Here is a 24,654-nt window from a genome sequence, read left to right on the forward strand (position 1 = left end):
TGCAGAGAGAACGTAACATGTCTTATCATAAAGGAAATATTTTCGGAAAACGAGGGAATATAGACCTATGATTTACATCCTCAAAGCAGGGCGCTGTGTTTAAGTTTTCATTGCTGCCGAACGGCTTTTAGGCGATTTCAATAATCTCGACTTCAATGTCCCCGCCCGGTGTCGAAACCGTCACCTGTTCACCAATCTGGCGTCCGAGCAGACTTTGGGCCATTGGGGAATCGTTGGAAATTTTTCCTTCCAGCGGATCAGATTCTGCACTTCCAACAATCGTATAGCTTTCTTCATCGCCGTTTGGCAGTTCTTTAAACCGTACTGATTTTCCGAGCGACACTACGGAGTTATTACCTGTGTCTTCTTCAATGATAGCAGCATTTTTGAGCATCTGCTCAATCTGGCTTACGCGTCCTTCTACAAAGGCCTGCTCATCTTTGGCAGCATCATACTCCGAGTTTTCGGACAAATCGCCAAAGCTTCTTGCAATTTTTATGCGCTCTACGACTTCCTGGCGCCGCTCCGTTTTTAAATATTCCAGTTCCTCTTCAAGCTTCTTTCTGCCTTCTTCTGTCATAAAATGCTGTTTTTCTTCTGGCATATTTTCACTCCTCTATTCAGTATAAAAATGTATCATATTTCGGCTTATTTTTATAGTATTTTACGTTATACTACCGGTTGCTTCCGGAAGCAGAACACTTACTGCCACGCCGTCACCGACCGGGAAAATATTGGTGCGAAAGTCTTTTCTTTCCACCAGCCAGCGGTTGTACGCCCGAATTTTTTGCACCATCGGCTGTAATCGTTCAGGTATATCTGCTTTCGGGTCAGCGACCAAACCGCGGAATAAAACGTTATCACTAATAATAAGCCCTCCTGGAGCCAGCAGCTGCTCGCACAATTGAAAATACCGCTGGTACTGGCCTTTGGAAGCGTCTATAAATACCGCATCAAACGTCGTTTTTTCTGAAAATTCTTCCTGCAGGTTTAAAGCATCACCAAGAACAAACGTAGTCTGCTCCTGCCAAGGGCTTTTAGCCCGGTAATAAGCTGCACGCCTGTAGCGTTCTTCGTCTTTTTCCACTGATACTATGGACGTTTCGGGAAGGGCAGCTGCCATTCGCAAAGCAGAATAACCAATCGCCGTGCCAATCTCGAGAACCGATGCCGGTCTTTTTAACTGAAGAAGTTCGATCATAAACTGCAGGGCCTCTTCATCCATAACCGGCACACGGTCGCGTTCCGCTTCTTCAATCATTTCTTCAAACCACGTCGGCGGCCCGATACCCAACTCTTTCCGGTACTCATAAAAGTGGTTGTTTATGTCCGGCATTTTTTCGCCCGCTTTCTTAGCTATTGATTCTCCCATTCGCTTTCATACTTTCTCTGGGTGCGTGTATGCTGCTCGTACGTTTCATTGTAAATAACTTCTCCGTTCGGGCGGGCATAAAAATATAACGCCTCCGTATTTTCAGGATTCAAAGCTGCCTCGATCGACTGTATACCCGGGCTTGCAATTGGCCCAGGCGGCAGGCCCCGGTTTCGGTAGGTGTTGTACGGCGAAGTCACCTGCAAATCATTGAAGGAAGTACGAAGCCTGTGTTCACCGAGCGCATATGCCACCGTAGGATCCATCTCAAGACGCATATTTTTCCCAAGCCGGTTTTCGATCACTCCGGCAATCGGAGCCCGGTCCTCTGCCCGTCCCGCCTCCCGTTCTACAATAGAAGCAATGGTCCATATTTCACGGGCAGTCCATGGACTGTTAGTGATTTGATTCGAAAATTCTACCATAGTTTCGTTTGTTCGTTCAATCATATCCTTCACTACTGCTTCGGTACCCGGGGAGTCACCATAATATTCATACGTCTGTGGGGATAAATAACCTTCCAGTGTGTAGCGCACGTCATTTTCATTATTTGACTCCCTGATAAATGAATAAGATTCACTTAGGGAACGAATGAACGCGTCATCGGTGACGGTTTCCATAAACTTTTCTTCTGAAAAATCAGCATTCTTCGCACTGATTCGTGCTATCTGCTCCAGAGACCGGCCTTCCGGAATAGTGATGGAAACTACCGGTTCCTGTGCCTGCTGCCCGGCTTCAAGTGTACGGGCAATTTTTACGGCACTCATCGAAGCAGATAGCCGGTATGTACCGGCTTTCAGGCTGTCCGGTCGTAAGTAACTGTAGTATTGAAACACAACAGAGTTTCTGATCAGCTGCTGCTTTTCCAAATACTCAGCCGCAGCTTCCGTGGAGGCGCCCTGTTCAATAACAACGGTTTGTTTTTCCCCGTCATTTTCCGCTGCCGGAAAAAGCATGTACAGCACATATATGAGAGCCGAAGCGGCACTCATCAAAAATATTGCCCCCAGGAAATAAAGTGCCGCCTTTCCTTTTTTCTTTTTAGAAGTGCGGCGCCCGGCATATGAATATATGAGCGTTTTCATGAATGGATGTTCTCCTCTTAACTGCCTCACTTAGCTGCAGGGCAGATATAATGATAAAGAAAAACACCGGAAGAAGATCCGGTGTGCTTCCTTTACGGTTAGAACAGGTTCTACTCCATCTCGTTAGCACTGTAAGTGTTCACCATTTCTTCGACCATTTCCCATTCTTCGTCAGATTCGATTGGGAAAAGGTTTATATCCGACTCGTCCCCTTCGCCTTCTTCCTCATAGCGGAAAGCAAAAACCTCTACTTCGTCATTGTCAGCTTCACTTGATGGAACCACTACAATGTAGGACTGCTCACTCTCATCTGCGTCGAATGTAAACAGGATGTCAAATAAATGTTCATTGCCATCCTCATCGGGTATGACAATTCTTTCTTTTTCTTCTTCTTCAGCCATTTTATTTCACCTCTTTGCTATGAGTTTGATTGATGGTCCAAATAACTCTGCAAAATCATCACAGCTGCCATTTTATCTACGACTTTTTTGCGCTTTTTTCTGCTGACATCTGCTTGTAACAGTGTGCGTTCTGCCGCCTTCGTTGTCAATCGCTCATCATACATGGCTACAGGCAGCGAGGAAAATTCTTCAAGATTCTCTGCGAATGCCTGACATTCCTTCCCCCTGCCCCCAATCGTTCCGTCCATATTTTTAGGAAGGCCGACTACAAGCTGCTCGATTTCATTTTCTTTAACCAGTTCAAGAATACGCGGAAAAGCTTCGTCCGGCTCTGTCGTTTTTAAATGAATCGTTTCTACACCCTGGGCTGTCCAGCCCAGCGCGTCGGAGATGGCAATCCCGATTCTTTTTTTTCCGACATCGATACCAAGCGCTCTTTTCACAAGGATGATTGGTGATCCTTCAAATAGTGTCGAATTAATTCTTCAATTAATTCATCCCGCTCGAGCTGGCGGATGATCGTTCTTGCTTCTTTATGACGGGGGATATAGGCCGGATCGCCTGAAAGCAAATATCCCACGATTTGGTTGATTGGATTATACCCTTTTTCCTCAAGCGCTTCATACACGCTGAGCAGAACTTCTTCGGCCTTCGGGTCGGAAGAATCTTCTTCTCGGTTAAAACGTACGGTCCGGTCATTCGTATCCAATTCCTCCACCTCCTCGGATGACTTTTCACGAAAGGTCATTTCATAAAAAGCAGAAGGGAGGAGAAGCTCCCTTCCTATACTGTGGTAATTAATACGATTACTGTATAGACGATTATATTGTACATGAGATAGGGGTGTTTAGGAAAGGGTTAAGATAAAGTTCTTCGCTTCTTCTAACGCTTCCCCAAGCTTCTCAGGCTGTTTCCCTCCTGCCTGAGCCATATCCGGGCGGCCGCCTCCGCCGCCTCCGCATACTTCCGCTGCTTTTTTCACAATATCTCCTGCTTTGTACCGTTCCGTAAGATCTTTCGTTACTCCGGCAATAAGCTGTACTTTTTCCCCTTCCGACGTTCCAAGCACGACAATACCGCTTCCAAGCTTCTGTTTGAGTTCATCCACCGTCTGCCGCAGTGTATCTTTATCTGCTCCTGGAAGTTCTTTGGCAATCACCGGAATACCGTTTATTTCTTCTGCCGCGTCTGCAAGATCCCCGGCCTCAAGATTACTCAGCTTCTGCGACAGCGATTCATTTTCCTTTTGAAGGCTTCTAATCTGCTCCTGCAGAGCTTCTGCACGCTGCGGAATATCTTCGATGGCACGGGCCCGGACGATGCTGCCTGTTTCTTCAAGCAGCTGCATTCTGCTTTCAAAGTATTCATACGCATACTGGCCGGTAACAGCTTCGATGCGGCGGGTACCGGCGCCAATTCCGGATTCTCCTGTAATCTTGAACACCCCGACTTCAGAGGTGCTGCTGACATGGCAGCCGCCGCACAGTTCAACGCTGTAGTCGCCGATCTGTACTACGCGAACTCTTTCCCCGTATTTTTCACCAAATAATGCAGTGGCCCCCATCTGCTTCGCTTCATTGATTCCTTTTTCTTCAATCAGCACCGACACGTTGGACCACACTTTTTCGTTTACAAGGTGCTCGATCCGCTTTATTTCCTCCTCGGTGACCTGTCCGAAATGGGAAAAGTCAAAACGGAGGCGGTTATCTGTCACAATCGACCCTGCCTGATTGACATGCTCACCCAGCACATCTTTAAGAGCCTGATGCAGCAGGTGGGTCGCCGTATGGTTTTTAATAATACTTCTTCTCGTATTTTCTTCGATGGACGCTCTTACATGCATTCCCTTGCGAAGCGAGCCTTTTTCAATTCGTGCCGTATGAAGATGCTGGCCGTTCGGAGCTTTCTGGACATCTTCCACTACCGCTTCCATTCCTGCGGCTTCATTTACGATCGTGCCGCGGTCTGCCACCTGGCCGCCGCTTTCCGCATAAAACGGGGTTTTTTCCAGGATAAACTGCACCTGTTCTCCGGCGCCGACCGTATCCACGAGTTCTTTATTGTGAATCAGCGTCTGAACGCTTGTTTCCACGTCAAAATGCTCGTAGCCGACAAACGTGCTCTCTGTGTCGATATCTGTCAGAAGTGACTCCTGAGTCTGCATCGAACCGCTGTCTTTTCTCGCCGCACGGGCCCGGCTCCGCTGGGCCTCCATTTCCACTTCGAATTCTTCATTGTCTACCGCGAATCCTTCGTCTACTACGTATTCTGCCGTTAAATCAGGCGGGAAGCCGTACGTATCATACAGGCGGAATACATCTTTACCGGAAATCACTGTTTCACCTTTATTACGAGCTTTTTCTGTTACCTGCCTCAGCATTTTCAGCCCGTCGGTCAGCGTTTCATGAAAACGTTCTTCTTCGGTTTTTACCACACGTTCAATAAAGGACTGCTTTTCGCGGACTTCTGGATAATAGTCTTCCATAATTTCGCCCACGACACCTATCAGTCTGTGCATGAACGGCTCCTCCTGACCGAGCCAGCCGGCATAGCGTACCGCACGGCGGAGCAGACGGCGCAGAATGTATCCGCGTCCTTCATTGGACGGGAGGGCCCCATCCCCGATGGAGAAACTGACAGTCCGGACGTGATCGGCAATCAGACGAAAAGCAATGTCCTGCTCTTCATTTTCCCCGTACGTTCTTCCGGATACTTCTTCTACCTTTCGGATTATCGGCCGGAAAAGATCGGTGTCAAAATTGGTTGGCACGTCCTGAACGAGGGTGACGAGCCGTTCAAGCCCCATGCCGGTATCAATGTTTTTCTTTGGAAGAGGGGTGTACGTATCATCAGCGTTATGATTAAACTGGGAAAATACGAGATTCCATACCTCTAAATAACGCTCATTTTCTCCTCCCGGATACATCTCAGGATCCCGGGGATCATCTCCCCAGCTGTCTCCACGGTCATAAAAGATTTCCGTATTTGGCCCGCTCGGTCCCTGGCCGATATCCCAAAAGTTTTCTTCGAGACGGATAACCCGTTCTTCTGGAAGGCCGATAATTTCTCTCCAGTACTGGTATGCTTCGTCATCCTCCGGATGAACGGTAACCGACAGCCTATTTTCATCAAAGCCTATCCAGCGCTCTGACGTTAAAAATTCCCATGCCCATTCGATAGCTTCTTTTTTAAAATAGTCGCCAATCGAGAAATTGCCGAGCATTTCAAAAAATGTGTGATGGCGCGTCGTTCTTCCAACGTTTTCAATATCGTTGGTCCGGATGGACTTTTGCGCATTCGCAAGTCTCGGATTTTCAGGAATCACCCGTCCATCAAAGTATTTTTTCATCGTAGCTACCCCGCTGTTGATCCATAAAAGCGTCGGATCCTCATGCGGAACGAGCGAGGCGCTCGGCTCAATTGTATGTCCTTTTTCCTCAAAAAAGTCCAAAAAGCGCCGCCGGACTTCAGTAGATGTTAATGCTGGCATTATTGATCAGCCTCCCGTGAGTTTTTTCATTTCGTTTAAATATCAATAAAAAAACCCGCCCCTGAAAACAGGGACGAGTGTACTCGCGTTACCACCCTGGTTGCCGCATAAAAAAACACGGCCAACTCAGCATCCGTAACGTGGATGATCCGGCAGGGTTTGCCTGCACTCCGGAGCAGCGTTCGGGCGGGTTGTTCTCCGGCAGTTTCAGCCGCTGCTGCCGGTCTCTGTGAGAATATATCCACCGTACTCGTTCCATCACTGTTTTTGTTATTCTGTTTCAGTTATATAGGAAACCGTATTTTCTGTCAAGCCTGCTCCTCCGGATCTTCCTCCCGGTTCTTCAGGCGTTCCCGAAGATGCGAATAGCGTTCATTTTTTGACTCCTGCTTTACGGCATACATAAATGCTTCTTTTTCCCCGCAGAGAATTAAATAGTCCTTTGCCCGTGTGATCGCTGTGTACAATAAATTACGGCGCAGCATCCGCCGGTAGGACATCAGCATCGGTACGACTACGATGGGAAATTCACTTCCCTGCGCCTTGTGAATAGAAGTGCAGTAGGCAAGAGTGATTTGTTTAAGATCCTGGCGTGTGTAGCTGACTTCCTTTTCGTCAAAGGAAAACACAATCTGCATTTCTTTATCAACAGTTTCTTTTGCTTCAAAGACCGTTTCGAGTACACCTTTGTCCCCGTTATATATACCTTCCTCGCCGTTGTTTACAAGCTGAAGAACGATATCATCCTTCTGGTAAACAGCGTCTCCGAAGGTTACACTTCGTTTTTGAGGCGTCCGGGGGTTAAACATTTCCTGCAGCCGTTCATTCAAGGCGTGAATTCCTGCCTCTCCCCGGTACATCGGGGCAAGCACCTGAATATCCATCGGATCGTAGCCTTTGCGAATGGCACCGGCACACGTTTTCTCCACCACATCGGCAACCTGAGTTTTCGTGCATGGGAAAAACCGCCGGTCTTCAAACGGCTGTTCAAAATCGTCCGGCAGCCCGCCCTCCTTCATTGCATGGGCCAGCTCTACAATCGAGGACTGATTCGTCTGCCTGTACACAACCGACAAGCTTACAGTCGGTATAGTACCGGCTTCAAGCAAATCTCCAAGCACCTGGCCCGGTCCTACCGAAGGAAGCTGATCCTCATCCCCAACGAACACGACCTTCATTCCTTTCGGGACCGCACGGATCAGCTGATTGGCCAGCCACATGTCCACCATCGATACTTCATCGACAATCAGCAGCTCCCCTTCGAGAGGCTCATATTCATCCTTTTCAAACAGCTCGTTTTCTCCTTCCCCGCTAAACCCGAGCAGTTTATGAATTGTCACTGCACGCAGGCCGGTGGACTCCTTCATCCGCTTCGCCGCCCGGCCGGTCGGGGCAGCAAGCAGTACAGGGAAGGGCTTCTTGCCTGAATATTCGGAAGGGTCCAGAGAAACATCATAGAGCGAGGCGTACACTTCCACAATAGCCCGGATGATCGTGGTCTTTCCGGTCCCCGGTCCGCCTGTAAGCAGCATTACCGGCTCTTCCATAGCCGTCTGGATTGCTTCCTTCTGCTGTTCGGCATACTCAATATCAAACTTTTCTTCTACTTCTCCGAGAGCCTGCAGCAGGTCCGCCTGGGAATATTCTTTTTCTTCCGCTTCTTCCTGCAGTTTATGCACCCTGCCAGCAAACCCTTTTTCTGCAAAATATAAAGAGGCGATATAAACACGATCATCGTCAATACGCACCCGTTCTTCATTTACAAGCTCCTGCAGGACGAGCTTCAGCTCCTGCTGATCAATAGTAACGGCAGGGTCGGCAAGCAGCTGCTCTGCGCTGTCAAGAAGCTGCTGCTTCGGGATATACACATGGCCGTCCTGCATCGTCCGTTCATACAGTTCAAACAGCACTCCCGCCTTCAGACGACTTGGGTCATTTTTTTGGATGCCGGTGTTTTCTCCGAGCCGGTCCGCTTTTGTAAAGCCGACCCCGTCCACATCCCAGACGAGCTGGTAGGGATCATGCTGAATAATATCAAGGGTCCGTTCGCGGTACTGATTGTATATTTTCACGCCAAGATCCGTACCGAATCCGTATCGTACAAGAAGCGTCATCGCATGCTCCATGCCCTGATTTTCGAGCATGGCGGTGCGGATTTGTCTGCGTTTCTCTTCATTCAGTCCGGGAATTTTTTCGAGGGCTTCCGGGCGCTCGAGAACCTCATCAATTACTTTGGCCCCAAAGCGGTCGACCAATTTTTCCGCTGTCTTTGGCCCGATGTACGGGAAGCGGTCACTCGATAAATAGTCGATTAACGCTGAGCGTTCGGTCGGTATTTCCTTTTGATAAGAGATGACCTGATACTGGGTGCCAAACCGCGGATGCTGTTTAATCTCGCCGTTAAAACGATACCGTTCATTTGCCTCCACCGTTGGAAGAATGCCGACGATGGTCGTTGTACTTTCTTCAAAGGCAGGTATCGATTCTTTAATTTTCACTTTCGCTACTGTGTAGCCATTTTCTTCATTCCGAAATATAACGTGCTGCACCGTTCCGAGGACGTAGGGCTCGAGCAGTTCCTGTTCATCGTGTCCGTTCTCCATAGCACAACCTCACTTTTCGCTTAGCAGCTGTTGAACCTGCTGTCTGCCGTTCTCTGCCAATGCGTGTTCAGGCTCTGCTTCAAGTGCTTTCTCGAAGAAGCTGAGAGCTTCCTCCGCCCGTTCATTAAACAGAGCAGCCACTCCCAGATTATAGTGGGCATCGGCATGGTCCGGATCCTGCTCCACCACTTTTTTAAATTCTGCTTCCGCCTGATCAACTTCCTCCTGCTGAGCAAGCGACAGGGCGTAATAATATCTGGCTTCGGCATCCGATTCGTCGAGCTCCACCGAGCGCTTGAAATTAGCAATCGCATACGGAAGACGGTCGGACTGCAGGTAGCTCAGTCCGAGCATGAAAAACAGACTCGAGTCTTCAAGTCCCTGCTGCTGAGCTCCTTTGTACATCGTAATGGCCTCAGCGTACTCTTCCCGGTTATATAATACATTCCCAGCCCCGTAATAGGCTGTGGCTGCTGTTTCATCAATCTGCAGTGCTTTCGTGAAAAAACGGATGGCTTTATCATCTTCACCGGCTTCTGCAAGCAGATTACCGAAGTTTATGTACGCGACAGGGTCATTCGGTTCCGATTCCATCTGCTCATTCAAAAGCCTTGCTGCTTCTTCAAAATCCCCGTTTTGCAAATGCTCCATTGCCTGCTGATTTTCATCCATACTATCATCCTTTTCATGTCTTGTTTCTGTATTATTTCACGATCCCGGGCGATTGAAAAGCCTTACCGGCAAACAGCAGGAACCAAGAAAAAGGAAAACGTTACGTTGCAACGCCTTCCTTCATCATCGCTTCTTCTATTGTTGCACCTCCAAGACACACATCCCCGTCATAAAAGACTACAGCCTGTCCCGGAGTCACTGCGCGCTGCGGTTCATCAAACTCTACGAGCAGTTCTCCATTTGTTTTTTGATGGACGGTAACGCCCTGGTCTTTCTGGCGGTACCGGAATTTCGCAGTGCAGGAAAATGGAAAGGCTTCCGGCTCATGAATCCAGTTAGGTTCAGAGGCAGTCAGCTGCTCGGAATACAATCGCTTATGATTGCCGCCCTGTCCGACAATCAGAACGTTACGTTCCATGTCTTTGTCCACGACAAACCATGGTTCCCCGGAGCCGCCGATACCAAGCCCCTGGCGCTGGCCGAGCGTGTAGTACATCAGCCCGTCGTGGCGGCCCTTCACTTCTCCTTCAGGGCTCTCCATGTCGCCCGGCTGGGCTGGAAGATACTCCTGCAGGAAATCCTTGAAATTCCGCTCTCCTATGAAGCAGATCCCGGTGCTGTCTTTCTTTCCAGCCGTTTCAAGGTCCCGCTCTTCCGCCATTTTCCGGACTTCGGATTTATCGTACTCTCCGAGTGGAAACAGCACACGGCTCAGCTGTTCTTCGCTTAACTGATTCAAAAAATACGTCTGGTCCTTGTTGCTGTCCACGCCGCGCAGAAGATACGTTCCGCTCCCGGTATGGTCCACGCGTGCATAGTGCCCGGTCGCGACGTAGTCTGCCCCGAGATTAAACGCGTGGTCGATAAACGCACGGAACTTAATTTCTTTGTTGCACATCACGTCAGGATTCGGGGTACGGCCGGCTTTGTATTCTTCCAGAAAGTACGTAAAGACCCGGTCCCAGTATTCTTTTTCAAAATTCACAGCGTAGTAGGGGATGTCTAATTGGTTGCATACCGCAATTACGTCTTCATAGTCTTCCGTTGCCGTACACATTCCCGACTCATCTGTATCATCCCAGTTTTTCATGAAAATACCTATCACTTCATAGCCCTGCTCTTTTAATAGAGCGGCCGTAACGGAGGAGTCCACTCCCCCGGACATTCCTACCACAATCCGTGTCTCTTCATTGGTCATTTCAAAGCCTCCTTTTCCTTCATTTTCCGGCTTATTTTCGCAGCTGCCTGCGCCGTGGTTTTCATATCTGCCACGGTGTTTCCGTACCCAAAGCTGAACCGGACGGATTCATAGATACGTGCGTCTTTGCCGTACATTGCTTCAAGGACGTGAGACGGTTCTACAGTCCCGGCAGTGCATGCCGAACCGCTTGAAACGGCTACGCCTTCCATATCCATCTGCACAAGAAATGATTCGAGCTGAATTCCTGGGAAATACACATTTAAAATATGCGGACTTTTTTCTGCATGCCCGCCGTTAATTTGATAAAAGACCCCGCTGCGGTCAAGCTCAGCTAAAAATGCCGCACTGAGCGATTCCAGCTCCTGCCGGCGTTTCTCCAGACTGTTCATCTGCAGCTCAGCGGCTTTGGCAAAGCCTTCGACGGCGGCTACGTTTTCCGTGCCTGCCCGGCGTTTTCTTTCCTGTTCCCCGCCCGTCAATTCCGGACGAATTTTGGTGCCCTGACGAACGAATAAACCTCCTGCTCCTGCAGGACCGTTAATTTTATGAGCCGTCATGGTTGCCATCGTTACCGGTGTTTCTTTTACGTCAAACGGCAGCTGTCCATAGGCCTGCACCATATCAGTATGGAAGGCAACACCTTTTTCCGAAAGCTTTTCAGCAGCTTCATGGACAGGCTGGACCACTCCTGTTTCATTGTTCACATACATTAATGAAACCAGTACCGTCTTCTCAGTCACTGCTGCCATAATTTTTTCCACCGAAACGATGCCCTGCTCGTCGGGGCGTACGTATGTGACCTGAAATCCTTCTTTCTCAAGCGCCTGAGCCGTATGCAATACAGCATGGTGCTCAATGGCACTTGTCACCAGGTGGTTTCCTTTTTCCTGGTTGGCATGCATAAAACCGCGGAGCGCCAGGTTGTTACTTTCTGTGCCTCCGCTCGTCCATACAATCTCTTTCGGACTTGCATTTATAGATGACGCTACCGTACGGCGGGCCCCGTCGAGTCTTTTCCTGGCCCCGCGGCCGTACTCGTGGACACTCGAAGGGTTTCCTGCCGGCTTTTTCATAGAATCGATCATAGCTTCAGCCACTTCTGGATGAAGCGGCGTAGTGGCCGCATGATCTGCATATATAGCGGGCATATTTCTTCTCCTCCTAATGGAGTTATTTCATATAATCGGAATAACATTATTTTTTACATTAACAAATAGGAGTTTTTTTGTCTATTTCCTTGCCTGCGCTTTCGTTTCCCGTGTAATATGTATTTTGTTTCCTATTATTTTATGAAAGTGCGGGATGTGTGAGTGAAAAATGTTTGGATGCTCCGGCCTTTACCTAACGGCACCAACCAGCTGCATAATTTTTTAGAGTATGATTTTATCGCTATTGGATATTCCATCGGAAAATCCCTGAATGGCCTCAGCTATGAAAAAATCAAAAAGGAACTGGCCCGCTTTGATATGGATGAGGGAGCCACGAATGTGTACAATTTTATTTCCCAGATGAAACTGGACGACCTCGTGATTGTGCCGGACGACAACAACCGTGACGTATATTTCTGCACGGTCACCTCGCAGTACATTTATGTCCCAAACGTTGATAACCAGAAAAAGGGCCTCGGCTATCCCCATCAGAAGACCGTCAGCTGGTTTTTCAACAAAGAGCCGCTTAACCGCAATGATTTCAGTAAAGAGCTGCAGGCCTCCCTCCGCTCGCCAAAAACCATCACAGACTTAACCCACCACCTCGATGTGCTGAATGAAATCATTTTTGATGTAGCGTTTATCAGCGGCGGTGTGCTGAAGGGCAAAGCGATTGAAACGGTCAGGGAGATGCTTGAAGAGCATCAAACGGTCGATACCCGGCTACGGGCGGCCGAGCTTGCGCTTAAATACGATCTTTAATTAGAAATGTTTGCTTTTTTATATGCAGCTGCGCTTACCAATTAAACAGCAGCTTCAATATTTCTGTTACGACAGTATAGATGAATGCTGCCCATAAAAAGGTCGGCAGATGAGCGGATTCTTCTGTCGGCATTTCTTTTTTCAGCACATTAAATATCATCGCGCCTGCAATGACCGCAAACGTAATAGCCAGTACAATTTCCGGCAGCGTAAACACAATGGCAAATATCCAGCCAAATAAAATACCTCCTGCCAGATAATACCTTCCCCGCTTATACCGGCCCGCATCCTCCCGGTGCAGATCATGCGAGATAGCCATAAAATGAAGCCCAATTGCCACCCCGTAAAAAACTGTCTGCAGTCCCTGAACGTCGGATCCGAACACTGTGTAGGCGACCATACTATTATACAGGGCAAAAAAGGCAATTTGAATCCAGAAAAACTGCCCCTCCCCTCTGCTCGTAGAATGATAGGCCCGCACCGCAATATTGTGAATAACAAAGTAAATGATAAGTCCCACCAGGCTGAGCAGATAAAATTCCGACTCAAACGTCAAACCCCGAAAAGAACTTTCACCATATTTGCTTTGTTCATCATGCAGATACGGAAGTATGTACACAAAAATAAACGCGACGGCCACCCCTCCGGAAAATGACAGCCAGCTGAAACGACCGATCTTTTCGGATGATATTAATTTATCTGCGAATAGCTGGATAAGTAAAAAGATTACAACAACGATAATATTTTCTACGGCCACGGCCATTCCCCCTGAAAAATTTATCATAAAAAAATCTCCATGCCGGATGCGGCGTGGAGATTTCGCATGTATACTTTTCATACCTTCAAGAGTTAGATATAAAACATATAATTTTCCTGTTCTTCGTCGCCCTGATACTCCGCCAGATAATCAAGCGTAGTACTATCGAGGACATCCTTCACAGCATCCCGGATTTTCAGCCATAGGTCCCGTTTAGCCGGCTCTTCGTCATCGAGGACCTCGACCGGGCTGATTGGGCCTTCAAGGACACGGATAATATCGCCCGCCGTTATGTCAGCCGGTTCTTTAGAAAGCATATAGCCACCGTAGGCCCCCCTCACACTCTTCACGAGGCTGGCGTTTCGAAGCGGAGCAATCAGCTGCTCCAAATAATGCTCGGAAAGATTATGATCCCGTGCGATGGATTTCAGGGATGTAGGGCCGCTCCCATGCTTTCTCGCAAGCGCCATCATAATCGTCAGTCCGTATCTGCCTTTAGTTGAAATTTTCAATGCCGTCATCCCTTCCTGTCAGGCCTGTGAGTACCTGTTACATCTTCAATGATTCTGCTGATTGGTTAGTTGCTTTGTCATTTGGCTGCCCAGCTTCTAATGCTGATAAAAACAGTTGGAATTAATGTTAGTATATCATAACTGCGGTGTGCTGTTCATCCTCCTATAAGAGAAAACATGATACAATTTCAACGTGAACTGTTTACGAAAGGAGAAACTACATGTCATCCAAACAGCCTCTTGCCTACCGGATGCGTCCTGTCTCTATCGAAGAAGTTTCCGGCCAGGAGCATATTCTCGGGGAAGGCAAAATGATTGCGCGTATGGTGGAAACAAAGAAACTTTCCTCCATGATTTTATACGGCCCGCCGGGCACAGGAAAAACATCGATCGCCTCTGCCATCGCAGGAAGTACAGATATTGCCTATAAAAAAATGAACGCCGTTATGAACAATAAAAAGGATATGGAACTCGCCGTGCAGGAAGCCAAAATGTCAGACCAGTTGATTGTTATTATGGACGAAGTGCACCGGCTCGATAAAACGAAACAGGACTTTCTGCTTCCCTACCTTGAGAGCGGATTGATTATCATGATTGGAGCTACTACTGCCAATCCCTACCACGCTATTAACCCGGCAATACGCAGCCGCACACATATATTTGAGGTGCTGCCGCTTTCCATACCAGAAATGAAGCAGCTGATCGAACGCAGTCTCCGTGATCCAAAGAATGGGATGGGCGCGTACCAGACAGAAATAACCACGGAGGCACACACGCATCTGGCCGAAGCGGGCGGCGGCGATGTGCGTGCTGCGCTTAACGCGCTTGAGCTTGCCGTGCTCAGCACGAAGCCGGACGATGACGGAATCATCCGCATTACTCAAAGGGTGGCGGAGGAATGCATTCAACAGAAGCGTTTCACTCACGATAAAGACGGCGACCACCATTACGATGTGCTTTCCGCCTTCCAAAAATCCATTCGAGGCAGTGACCCTGACGCCGCGCTTCATTACCTCGCCCGTTTAATTGAAGCCGGGGACTTAATCAGCATCGGCCGCCGGCTTATCGTCACTGCCTATGAGGACATCGGGCTGGCAAACCCCCAGGCGGGTCCGAGGGCCCTTGCTGCTGTTGAAGCTGCCGAGCGGCTGGGCTTCCCGGAAGGAAGAATACCGCTTGCGGATGCCGTCATAGAGCTCTGCCTTTCCCCTAAATCAAACAGCGCTTATAAAGCGCTTGATGCAGCGCGGGAGGCGATGCTGAAAACAGGCACGCCAGGCATTCCCTCCCATCTCCGGGACTCCCATTACAAAGGGGCCGGTGCTCTTGGCCGCGGCAGCGAGTACGAGTACCCGCATAATGACGAGCGGGGATGGGTGCCGCAGCAATACCTGCCGGACAAGCTTAAAAACGAGCAGTATTACGAACCGAAAAACAACAGCAAATTTGAAAAAGCCCTGGCGGACGTGTACTACCAGATCAAACCAGCAAAGAAGAAAATATAAGCGGCCTGCTGTGCCGCCTGTCGAATCGGGGTTTACACCAAAAAGACGCCTTAAGTACAGGCGTCTTTAATTTACATTTTGGCTCTCACTGCTCGTCGTTTCCCCGGCCAGCTGCGCCGGGAGCCGCACGTTAAATTCGGTTCCGCTTCCAGGAGCGGAATCGACCTCCAGCGTTCCTTTAAAATCCTCCACAATTTGAAACACGGTCATCAGCCCGAGACCGGTTCCGTTTGATTTGGTCGTATAAAAAGGATTTCCGATTTTCTGCAGCTGCTCTTCACTCATACCGCTTCCAGTATCCTTTATTTTCACTTCATAATATGGCTCTCCGGTCCAGTGCATGGATGTTTCCACCCGCAGCACGCCTCCGTCCGGCATCGCTTCCAGACCGTTTTTGATCAGATTCACAAACACCTGGGATAATTTCTTGCGGTCCCCGATGATTTCCGGAAGATCATCAAAATTCGTATAAATGAACGTTTTGTTTTTTACAGCCTGCTGGCTGTAAAGCTCGAGCAGTTCTTCAAGCAGGCTGTTCACCTGAATACTGTGTTCATCGCCGGAGCTGGTAGGTCTGGCAAGACCAAGCAGATCTTCCACAATGCTGTTCATCCGGTCAATTTCGTTCAATACTAAATCGTAATGCTGAATATCCTTTTCTTTTTTCGCCGCCTGGCGGAACAGCTGAACGAATCCTTTGATAGTGGTGAGTGGGTTCCTGATTTCATGTGCAAAACCTGCAGACAGCTGCCCTACCATTTTCAGCTTTTCGCTTCGGACAAGCTCATTTTCCATGTCCTTCTTTTCTGTAATATCGTTAAATATAAGTACAATGCCCTCAGAGGACTCCCGGGAATCCACGGGAGGGAGAACTGTCATATTCACTAAGAAAGTACGGTTTTTTCCATTGATAGGGGCTTCGATTTCTTTCATTTCCAGCTGCATGTCATTCAGGCGGTGTGCTTCTATTTCCTGTGCGAACATGCGGAAGTCTTCAGATTTTTGCATTACCTGCTGCACGGAGTGTCCGAGTGCCTCTTTCCGGTCGAGTCCAAACAGCTTTTCACACATAGCATTAAACGTAGTGATATTCGTAAAATCTCTGGAAACAGCTATTACCCCGTTATCTGTCGTTTCCAGAATCATCGTGGACTGGCGGTGCCCCCGCTCTCTTTCTTCAAGCTGTTCTGACATATGATTAAATGTATTAGTCAGCACGTCCACTTCTTCGTAGGCATTGGTCTGCAGCGGAAACACCTTTTTACCTATTGCAAAACGGCTTGTCGCTTCTGCAAGGCGCTCGACAGGATGCACAATGTATTTGGAGAGCTTAAAAACGGCAAATACCGTAATAATCAAAACAATGCTGAAAACAAACAAGTAGCTGTAGACAAGCTGCCGGAGATTCGCGTAGAACCCGCTTTTTGGTACCGTATAGCCGACGTACCATTCATTTGCCAGACTTCCTACGTTTTCCACCGGGGTAACTACGGAAACATCATTTCCGTGCTCAATCAGCTGATCCTCCTGCCCCGCGATCAGCTCTTCGATAGAATTTTCTTCCATTCCCTGCTCTTCAAGAAAGCTTTCCTCAAGCACGTAGCCCGAGTTCGGGTAAGCAATGTATTCCCCTTCATTATTAACGACAAAGGCCTGACCGGAAAAACGTTCATGCTCGCCCATTTTATTCAGGCGCTGCCAGAGCACTTCCCACAGCGCATTTTCATTAATTGAGGGGGAGATGACAGCCATCACATTTCCTGCATCATTTTTCACCGGTCCTGCGAGAGGAATAATTGGCTGCTTTAAAATTGGATCTATAAACGCTTCTTCAAGTGTTGGATTTCCCTCGCGTGCCTTCTGGTACCATACGCGGTCGGAGACGTTTTTGCCTATCACTTCATCCCGGGTGGACGTAACAATATCTCCATTCGTATCTATGTAAACAATGCCCATATATAAATTTTCCGCTTCCACCATTTGTTCAAGCTCGTTTCGTATATCGGAAGGCTCTGCATTCTCATCCTGCAAAACGGGATTCATCGTCATCATATCCAGATCATTCATTCGTTCCGACAGAACACTTTCCATCGTTAACGACAGATTATTGGACAACGAAAATAAAGAACCCTCAAGCTGGGATTCCATTTCTGAACGCTGGGATTCGAACAAAACCACCCCAAAGATTAACAGCGGAAGCGCTGTTATAATTAAGGTGATTACCAGAAGCTTAGAGCGGAGTTTTCTCAATGTATGTTCACCTGCGTTTCTCTTACTGCCGTAACAATTCACCAGTTTCGCCGGATTTATGTAAAAAACCTCCGGTGCACTGTTCACGCGCCGGAGGATGCATAACAATTTAAATAAAACAGGAAGAGTCCCAATGTGCCGTCAAACGAACTTGTTTTTGAACCTGCTCATGGCAGGTGGGTGCCTTGCTTGTTCGTTCATACTTCCCCAAACATTGAGGCTTGTACTCCAGAACAAGACGACAGGCTCCCAATGTGAATGTGTTGGCTCAAAACGATCAGTGCTTCACGAACACCTCAGGACTCTTCACATTGTTTGATTATATATTAGCACTTTCGTATAATTCGGTCAAGAACGTTACTACAACATTCCAAGGTGGCCAGAGCCTTAAAAGGAGCAGATGATGACAGAAACACTAGCCAGGCTTAATGCAACGTATACAGAACACGTAATTGAGGATTTTCAGAAAAAACGGGTCCCTGTGGAAATCCCTCTTTGCTTGAAAGAAGATCATATCGCCTACGGCCACGATCAGGAGATTTCTTACCCTCTCAAGGAAGTGCTCGACGTATCATACCGCTATGAACCTGGAAAAATAGGTTTTCTTTACATTCACACGATTCAAGGCATCCGCACTTTTCAGATCAATTCAGACCCCGGTGTTTTTGTTGAAAAGTTTCATCAGCTTGACCATTTATAGCTTTTTATTCGTCTTCCTCGTCTTTTTCAAACACATCGAGCTTAAGATGAAGTTCATCAAGCTGTCTGCTGCTGACTTTCCCAGGCGCCTGAGTTAATGGATCGGTTGCGCTCGCCGTTTTCGGGAAGGCGATCGTATCTCTCAGATTATTTCTGCCTGCGAGGATCATGACAATCCGGTCAAGGCCAAACGCTATGCCACCGTGTGGCGGTGCACCGTAATCAAAGGCTTCCATAAGAAAATCGAACTGTTCTTTCGCCTCTTCTTTATTAAATCCAAGAGCCGTAAACATTCTCTCCTGCAGATCTTTTTCATAAATACGCTGCGATCCCCCGCCAATTTCATAACCATTCAACACGAGGTCGTAAGCCTCGGCTCTGATATCTTCCGGCTTTGTTTCAAGCAGGTGGGCATCGTCCTCCACCGGCCGTGTAAATGGATGGTGCATCGCTACATAGCGGTCTTCGTCTTTGTTATATTCCATCAACGGAAATTCTGTGACCCATAGGAAATTAAAGGTGCTGCGGTCAATCATGTCGAGCTCTTTTCCGAATTTCAGGCGCAGGGCACCAAGAGAATCCCAAACCACCTGGTGGCTGTCTGCTCCAAAGAACAGTAGATCTTCTGCTTCTGCTCCCATCGCTTCCCGGAGCGATGCTGTTTCCTCATCGCTTAAGAACTTCGCAACCGGGCCTTTCAGTTCCTCTTCCTCTACCTTCAGCCAGGCAAGCCCTTTCGCCCCGTAGGCAGCCACAAATTCTGCCAGATCGTCAATTTCCTTGCGCGACATCTGGTTAGCCACGCCTTTGACGTTCAGTCCTTTAATGATGCCTCCCGAAGCCGCAGCATTTTTGAATACTTTAAAATCACTGTTCTTCAAAACATCGGTCAGCTCTATAAGCTCCATGCCAAATCTTGTTTCCGGCTTGTCGGATCCGTAGCGGTTCATCGCTTCATAATACGTCATACGGGGGAATGGTGTTTCAATGTCGACACCGCGCGTTTCCTTTAACAGCCCGGCCATCATTGTTTCCATCATGGAGAACAGGTCCTCTGTGTCCAGAAAGGCCGTCTCAATGTCCACCTGGGTAAATTCTGGCTGCCGGTCAGCCCGCAGGTCCTCATCCCGGAAACAACGTACAATCTGGTAATAACGCTCAAATCCCGAGACCATTAAAAGCTGTTTAAACAGCTGCGGGGACTGTGGCAGAGCATAAAATTCCCCGGGGTGGACCCGGCTTGGCACCAGATAGTCTCTTGCGCCTTCAGGGGTGCTTTTGGTGAGCATCGGTGTTTCCATATCGAAAAAATCACGGTCATCGAGAAAACGGCGGATAAACCTGGTTGTCTGATGACGGAGTTTGAACGTCTCCTGCATGTCCGGACGCCGAAGATCAAGGTAGCGATAGCGGAGCCGGACATCTTCAGAAACGTTAGTATCTGCTTCAATCTGAAACGGAAGTGGTTTTGAGGCATTCATAATTGAAAGCTTATCAACCCGGACTTCCACCTTTCCGGTCGGGATTTTTTCATTGTACGTTTCTTCATCGCGCTGTACGACAATTCCTTCTACGTCGAGCACATATTCACTGCGGACCCTTTCCGCTGCGTTCAGTGCCTCCTGGGACTGTTCCGGAGTCGCTACTATCTGCACGATCCCCGAACGGTCCCTGAGATCAATAAATACCACCTGGCCCAGGTCCCGGCGGGTCTGGGCCCAGCCCTTCAATCTTACCTTTTCGCCTATCAGCGCTTCCTGAATGTCTCCGCAATGATGCGTCCGTCCTATCATTGTGCTTTCCTCCCTGTACGTTCCTGCATAGTAGTAATAAATGCCGACAGCGCCACTTCTTCCTGCGTGCCTGTTTCCATATTTTTAATGTTAACTGCTTCTGCTTCCAGCTCATCGTCGCCAATGACCACGGTAAAGGTACTGTTTGTACGGTCCGCGGCTTTAAACTGGGCTTTTGTTTTACGGTCCATGTAATCCTTATCGGCTTTGACGCCTGCTCTCCGGAGCTCATGCACCAGGGAAACGGAGCGTTTTTTGGCTTCTTCTCCCATTGCTACAATGTAGCAGTCCAGGTTTTTTTCTGCCGGCAATTCAACGTTCTGGGTATTGAGTGCCATCAGCAGCCGCTCAATGCTAAGCGCAAAGCCGATGCCAGGCGTGTCCGGTCCGCCAATATCCTCAATCAGCCCATTGTAGCGGCCACCGCCCATAAGCGTTGTAATCGCGCCAAAGCCTTCTCCTTCAATCATAATTTCGAAGGCCGTGTGGGTGTAATAATCAAGACCGCGTACAAGGTTCGCATCCACCTCGTAAGGAATGCCCATTTCATCAAGCATTGTTTTCACCTGGTTGAAATAGCTGCTTGACTCTTCATTTAAGTGATCAAGAATAGAAGGCGCATCTGCCATCAGCGGGTGGTCTTTATCCTTTTTGCAGTCCAGAATCCGGAGCGGATTGGTATGCAGGCGCTCCTGGCAGTCACTGCAGAATTCTCCGATACGGGGCTCAAAATGAGAAACAAGCGCCTCACGGTGAGCCGTGCGGCTCTCCTTGTCCCCAAGGCTGTTGACAACCAGCTTAAGGCCCTTGAGATTCATTTCTTCATAAAACTGCATGGCAAGTCCGATAACTTCTGCATCAATCGCAGGATCCGCACTTCCGATCGCTTCCACGCCGAATTGCACAAACTGCCTCATGCGTCCGGACTGTGGACGCTCATAGCGAAACATCGGCCCGGTGTAATACAGTTTCACCGGTTGTCCGGCCCATCCGTACATTTTGTTTTCTACGTAGGAACGCACGATAGAAGCCGTATTTTCCGGGCGGAGTGTGAGCTGTCTTCCGCCTTTGTCTTCGAACGTGTACATTTCTTTTTGTACAATATCCGTGGAGTCCCCCACTCCCCGTGCAAACAGCTCGGTTTGTTCAAAAACAGGGGTTCTTATTTCACTGTAGTTGAACCGGCTGCAGATATCGTCTATTTTTTGTTCAATAAACTGCCATTTTTCCGACTCGCCCGGCAGTATATCCTGGGTCCCTCTTGGAATTCGATAAGCCATGCTCTTTCCTCCCTTAATATGTTCACTCTTTCCACATAAAAAAACCGTCCCTCATGAATCATGAGGGACGGTTGATCCGCGTTGCCACCCTAATTGAAACGACACTCGTTTCCACTTTATGCCTGTAACGAAGGCGTACGTTTATTCCTACCGGCTGCTTGGCAGCGTTCGAAATAAAACCTACAAAGTGTCTTTCAACAGGGGAGAAAGAGAAGGACTTCCAGCCTCAGGTCCTTCCTCTCTGGCAGTCTGCCGCGCTGTTTACTTTCTTTATCATCGGCTTTAGCTGTTCTTCTGTAAAACAATCTTACGAATCTTCCCGGGGATTGTCAACCATTTCCCTGGCTTTTCGGGGAATCCAGGATGAGTGTCACCGGGCCGTCATTCGTAAGAGATATATCCATATCCGCGCCGAACACTCCTGTTTCCACATGAACACTTTGTTCTGCGAGAAGGTCGTTAAACTGGAGGTAGTACGCTTTGGCCTGCTCCGGCGGGGCCGCCTCCATAAAGTTCGGCCGGCGTCCTTTCTGCGTATTACCATAGAGCGTAAACTGAGGAATAGATAACACGCGGCCTCCCGCGTCGAGCACAGACCGGTTCATTTTCCCCGCTTCGTCTTCAAATACGCGGAGATTACTCACCTTCTCGGCCATCCACGCCAGGTCCTTTTCCGTATCTTCTCCGTGAATGCCTACAAAAAGCACCAGTCCTGAAGATATTTCTCCTGTTATTTCATCCCCGACGCGGCACGCCGCCTCTTTGCTTCTCTGCAGTACCACTTTCACGCTGAACGACCCTTTCTTTCCTGCAAATCGTTAATGCATCACCCGCCGTACGGAATAAATGTCAGGAAGTCCCTTAATTTTATCCACGACCCGGCGCAGATGATCGGTATTGCTGATATTTACTGTTACGTGAATAATAGCCATTTTGTTTTTATCTGCTTTGCCGCTGACAGCACTCATGTTGGTTTTCGTTTCAGTCACCGCCTGCAGTACAGCGTTTAAAAGCCCGCGCCGGTCATAGCCAGTCACTTCAATATCTACATTATAGTTTTTCGATTTCTCAGCTGCGCCTTCCCATTCCACAGACAACAGACGTGGTTCTGAATCTTCGTTTTTAATATTTGGACAGTCGCTACGGTGCACGGAAACACCCCGGCCTTTTGTAATAAAGCCTACAATTTCATCGCCGGGAACCGGGTTACAGCACCGCGATAGGCGCACGAGCAGATTATCGACGCCTTTCACTCTAACTCCGGCACCAGTCTTTCTCGTCGGCGTTGCAGGCTGTACGTCTTTAACGGCTTCAGCTACAGACTTTTGTTCAGCGGCCTGCTCCTGCTCCTGGCGGGCCCGGTCAGTCAGCCTTGTAACGATCTGCTTCGGACTGACCCCGTTATATCCTACTGCCGCAAACATATCTTCATCGTTGGAAAAGCTGAATTTGTCAGCTGTTTCCTGCCGGTTCTCTTCGTTTAATATCTCTTTTGGCTCGTAGTTTTGCGCCCGCAGCTCGCGCTCCACCATTTCACGGCCTTTTTGAATATTTTCTTCACGCCGTTCTTTTTTGAAAAACTGCTTAATTTTGTTTTTGGCATGAGAGCTCTTCGTCAGCTTCAGCCAATCCTGGCTGGGGCCGTAGGAATGCTTGGACGTAAGCATTTCCACAATATCGCCGGTAGTCAGCTCATGATCGAGCGGCACCATTTTGCCATTCACCTTTGCCCCAATCGACCGGTTGCCGATCTCCGTATGAATCCGGTAGGCGAAATCAATCGGGACTGAGCCTCTCGGAAGCTCAATGACATCGCCCTTTGGCGTGAACACAAATACCATGTCGGAAAACAAGTCGATCTTGAGTGATTCCATAAACTCCTGGGCGTCCGGCGTATCATCCTGCCATTCCAGAATTTCACGGAACCAGGTGAGCTTGTCTTCAAGGGACTGTTTGTTCTGCGCGTCTTTGCCTTCCTTATACGCCCAATGGGCTGCTACACCAAATTCGGCGATACGGTGCATTTCCCTGGAGCGTATCTGTACTTCAAGGGGCTCACCGTTCGGCCCGATGACGGTCGTATGAAGGGACTGGTACATATTAGCCTTCGGCATGGCGATATAGTCCTTGAACCGGCCCGGCATCGGCTTCCAACAGGTGTGAATGATTCCAAGCACGGCGTAACAGTCTTTAATGCTGTCAACAATAATACGTACAGCCAGCAGGTCATAAATTTCATTAAACTGCTTTTTATCCTTCACCATTTTTCGGTAAATGCTGTAAATATGCTTAGGCCGCCCGTACATTTCGGCATTGATTTTTAAATCATTCACGTTTTCCTGAATGTTATCAATCACCTGGTCAATGTATTCTTCCCGTTCGGCACGCTTTTGTTTCATCAAATTCACAATGCGATAATACTGCTGGGGCTCGAGGTAACGGAGCGCAGTGTCCTCAAGCTCCCATTTGATTGTGGAAATACCTAATCGATGAGCAAGCGGGGCAAAAATTTCCAATGTTTCATTAGAAATGCGGCGCTGTTTTTCCGGTGGAAGATGCTTCAGGGTCCGCATGTTGTGCAGGCGGTCCGCAAGCTTAATCAGGATCACCCGGATATCCTTGGCCATTGCGACCACCATCTTGCGGTGGTTTTCCGCCTGCTGCTGTTCCTTCGATTTGTATTTAATTTTTTTCAGCTTCGTGACGCCGTCCACAAGCATGGCAACTTCGCTGTTGAATTCCCGTTCGAGATCTTCAACGGTCACTTCTGTGTCTTCAACCACATCATGCATAAAAGCAGCTGCGATCGTATCAGGATCCAACTGCAGTTCTATTAGAATACCGGCTACCTGAATAGGGTGCAGGATATAAGGCTCGCCTGACTTCCGGTATTGTTCCTGATGGGCTTTTTCTGCATAATGATAAGCTTTATCCAAAAAAGCGACATTCGCTTCGGATAAATAAACGCCCGCTTTTTCCATTACTTCATCAATCGTCATGGAATCACCCTTATTCGCCTTTCCACCTTATAATAGATACACGGTACACCTACCGGATATAAATATCTGAATATGAAGAAATATAACGCTAATTGACTCTAATTTCAAGCCTCAAGCCTTTTTTC

The 24,654-nt window shown here is 48.4% G+C and carries 21 protein-coding genes, 1 other RNA gene and 2 other annotated features; of the genes, 3 read left to right on the top strand and 19 right to left on the bottom strand.

Annotated features, from left to right (window positions below; all coding sequences use genetic code 11):
* Positions 1-127 precede the first annotated feature (127 nt).
* The 11 genes from greA to ACTRXH_RS09775 form a co-directional block, all read right to left on the bottom strand.
* Complete coding sequence (gene greA / locus ACTRXH_RS09725) at positions 128-604, bottom strand: transcription elongation factor GreA (protein ID WP_474261746.1); 477 nt, start codon at positions 602-604, stop codon at positions 128-130.
* A 60-nt stretch (positions 605-664) separates the two neighbouring features.
* Positions 665-1,336, bottom strand: coding sequence for an O-methyltransferase (locus ACTRXH_RS09730; RefSeq protein ID WP_474281925.1), 672 nt, complete (start codon positions 1,334-1,336; stop codon positions 665-667).
* Between the two features lie 20 nt (positions 1,337-1,356).
* Positions 1,357-2,457, bottom strand: coding sequence for an endolytic transglycosylase MltG (gene mltG, locus ACTRXH_RS09735; protein ID WP_474281928.1), 1,101 nt, complete (start codon positions 2,455-2,457; stop codon positions 1,357-1,359).
* Between the two features lie 110 nt (positions 2,458-2,567).
* Entirely contained in the window at positions 2,568-2,858 is a 291-nt protein-coding gene (locus ACTRXH_RS09740) for a DUF1292 domain-containing protein (RefSeq protein ID WP_091611995.1), read from the bottom strand.
* 17 nt (positions 2,859-2,875) lie between these two features.
* Positions 2,876-3,301 (bottom strand): Holliday junction resolvase RuvX, encoded by a 426-nt coding sequence (gene ruvX / locus ACTRXH_RS09745; RefSeq protein WP_474281930.1) that lies wholly within the window; start codon positions 3,299-3,301, stop codon positions 2,876-2,878.
* Positions 3,298-3,567 (bottom strand): IreB family regulatory phosphoprotein, encoded by a 270-nt coding sequence (locus ACTRXH_RS09750; RefSeq protein WP_474281932.1) that lies wholly within the window; start codon positions 3,565-3,567, stop codon positions 3,298-3,300. Before ACTRXH_RS09750 ends, ruvX begins: the two co-directional genes overlap by 4 nt.
* A gap of 138 nt (positions 3,568-3,705) precedes the next feature.
* Positions 3,706-6,348: an alanine--tRNA ligase gene (alaS, locus tag ACTRXH_RS09755; protein ID WP_474281934.1), complete on the bottom strand. Its 2,643-nt coding sequence runs from the start codon at positions 6,346-6,348 to the stop codon at positions 3,706-3,708.
* Positions 6,349-6,414: 66 nt separating this feature from the next.
* Positions 6,415-6,619, bottom strand: a binding site (T-box leader).
* A 37-nt stretch (positions 6,620-6,656) separates the two neighbouring features.
* Positions 6,657-8,951, bottom strand: coding sequence for an SF1B family DNA helicase RecD2 (recD2, locus tag ACTRXH_RS09760; RefSeq protein WP_474281936.1), 2,295 nt, complete (start codon positions 8,949-8,951; stop codon positions 6,657-6,659).
* 9 nt (positions 8,952-8,960) lie between these two features.
* Positions 8,961-9,623, bottom strand: a complete 663-nt coding sequence (locus ACTRXH_RS09765) for a tetratricopeptide repeat protein (RefSeq protein ID WP_474281938.1) — start codon at positions 9,621-9,623, stop codon at positions 8,961-8,963.
* A gap of 100 nt (positions 9,624-9,723) precedes the next feature.
* The gene (gene mnmA / locus ACTRXH_RS09770) at positions 9,724-10,821 is read right to left on the bottom strand and encodes a tRNA 2-thiouridine(34) synthase MnmA (protein WP_474281939.1); all 1,098 of its coding nucleotides are present in this window, start codon (positions 10,819-10,821) and stop codon (positions 9,724-9,726) included.
* A complete protein-coding gene (locus ACTRXH_RS09775) occupies positions 10,818-11,972 on the bottom strand; it encodes a cysteine desulfurase family protein (RefSeq protein ID WP_474281941.1) in 1,155 nt (384 codons plus the stop codon). Before ACTRXH_RS09775 ends, mnmA begins: the two co-directional genes overlap by 4 nt.
* A gap of 162 nt (positions 11,973-12,134) precedes the next feature.
* Here ACTRXH_RS09775 and ACTRXH_RS09780 point away from each other — a divergent pair, with 162 nt between their 5' ends.
* Positions 12,135-12,734 carry a hypothetical protein gene (locus tag ACTRXH_RS09780; RefSeq protein WP_474261736.1) on the top strand — a complete coding sequence of 200 codons (600 nt, stop codon included), beginning with the start codon at positions 12,135-12,137 and terminating at the stop codon, positions 12,732-12,734.
* A 34-nt stretch (positions 12,735-12,768) separates the two neighbouring features.
* Here the strand turns inward: ACTRXH_RS09780 and ACTRXH_RS09785 are convergent, their stop codons facing one another.
* Positions 12,769-13,491: a hypothetical protein gene (locus ACTRXH_RS09785; RefSeq protein ID WP_474261735.1), complete on the bottom strand. Its 723-nt coding sequence runs from the start codon at positions 13,489-13,491 to the stop codon at positions 12,769-12,771.
* Positions 13,492-13,583: 92 nt separating this feature from the next.
* Complete coding sequence (cymR, locus tag ACTRXH_RS09790) at positions 13,584-14,003, bottom strand: cysteine metabolism transcriptional regulator CymR (protein ID WP_027847299.1); 420 nt, start codon at positions 14,001-14,003, stop codon at positions 13,584-13,586.
* 221 nt (positions 14,004-14,224) lie between these two features.
* On the opposite strand from cymR, the gene ACTRXH_RS09795 reads away from it, so the two are divergent.
* On the top strand, positions 14,225-15,508 hold the full coding sequence (locus ACTRXH_RS09795) for a replication-associated recombination protein A (protein ID WP_474281943.1): 1,284 nt from the start codon (positions 14,225-14,227) through the stop codon (positions 15,506-15,508).
* Between the two features lie 66 nt (positions 15,509-15,574).
* Here ACTRXH_RS09795 and ACTRXH_RS09800 read toward each other — a convergent pair whose 3' ends face one another.
* A complete protein-coding gene (locus ACTRXH_RS09800; protein WP_474281945.1) occupies positions 15,575-17,758 on the bottom strand; it encodes an ATP-binding protein in 2,184 nt (727 codons plus the stop codon).
* Between the two features lie 123 nt (positions 17,759-17,881).
* A non-coding RNA gene (ssrS, locus tag ACTRXH_RS09805) (6S RNA) lies at positions 17,882-18,064 on the bottom strand.
* A gap of 97 nt (positions 18,065-18,161) precedes the next feature.
* On the opposite strand from ssrS, the gene ACTRXH_RS09810 reads away from it, so the two are divergent.
* Complete coding sequence (locus ACTRXH_RS09810) at positions 18,162-18,458, top strand: hypothetical protein (protein WP_474261732.1); 297 nt, start codon at positions 18,162-18,164, stop codon at positions 18,456-18,458.
* Between the two features lie 4 nt (positions 18,459-18,462).
* On the opposite strand, the gene aspS is transcribed toward ACTRXH_RS09810, so the two are convergent.
* The 4 genes from aspS to ACTRXH_RS09830 all read right to left on the bottom strand — a co-directional run bounded on the left by aspS (position 18,463) and on the right by ACTRXH_RS09830 (position 24,529).
* The gene (aspS, locus tag ACTRXH_RS09815) at positions 18,463-20,250 is read right to left on the bottom strand and encodes an aspartate--tRNA ligase (protein WP_474281947.1); all 1,788 of its coding nucleotides are present in this window, start codon (positions 20,248-20,250) and stop codon (positions 18,463-18,465) included.
* Positions 20,247-21,530: a histidine--tRNA ligase gene (gene hisS, locus ACTRXH_RS09820; RefSeq protein WP_474261730.1), complete on the bottom strand. Its 1,284-nt coding sequence runs from the start codon at positions 21,528-21,530 to the stop codon at positions 20,247-20,249. The genes aspS and hisS overlap by 4 nt, the downstream gene beginning before the upstream one ends.
* Before the next feature lie 60 nt (positions 21,531-21,590).
* Positions 21,591-21,816: a binding site (T-box leader), on the bottom strand.
* Positions 21,817-21,859: 43 nt separating this feature from the next.
* The gene (dtd, locus tag ACTRXH_RS09825; protein WP_474279271.1) at positions 21,860-22,318 is read right to left on the bottom strand and encodes a D-aminoacyl-tRNA deacylase; all 459 of its coding nucleotides are present in this window, start codon (positions 22,316-22,318) and stop codon (positions 21,860-21,862) included.
* A gap of 30 nt (positions 22,319-22,348) precedes the next feature.
* Positions 22,349-24,529: a RelA/SpoT family protein gene (locus ACTRXH_RS09830; protein ID WP_322525709.1), complete on the bottom strand. Its 2,181-nt coding sequence runs from the start codon at positions 24,527-24,529 to the stop codon at positions 22,349-22,351.
* Positions 24,530-24,654 lie beyond the last annotated feature (125 nt).

It is taken from the genome of Marinococcus sp. LNHM5E3-2.1 (genome assembly GCF_056034365.1).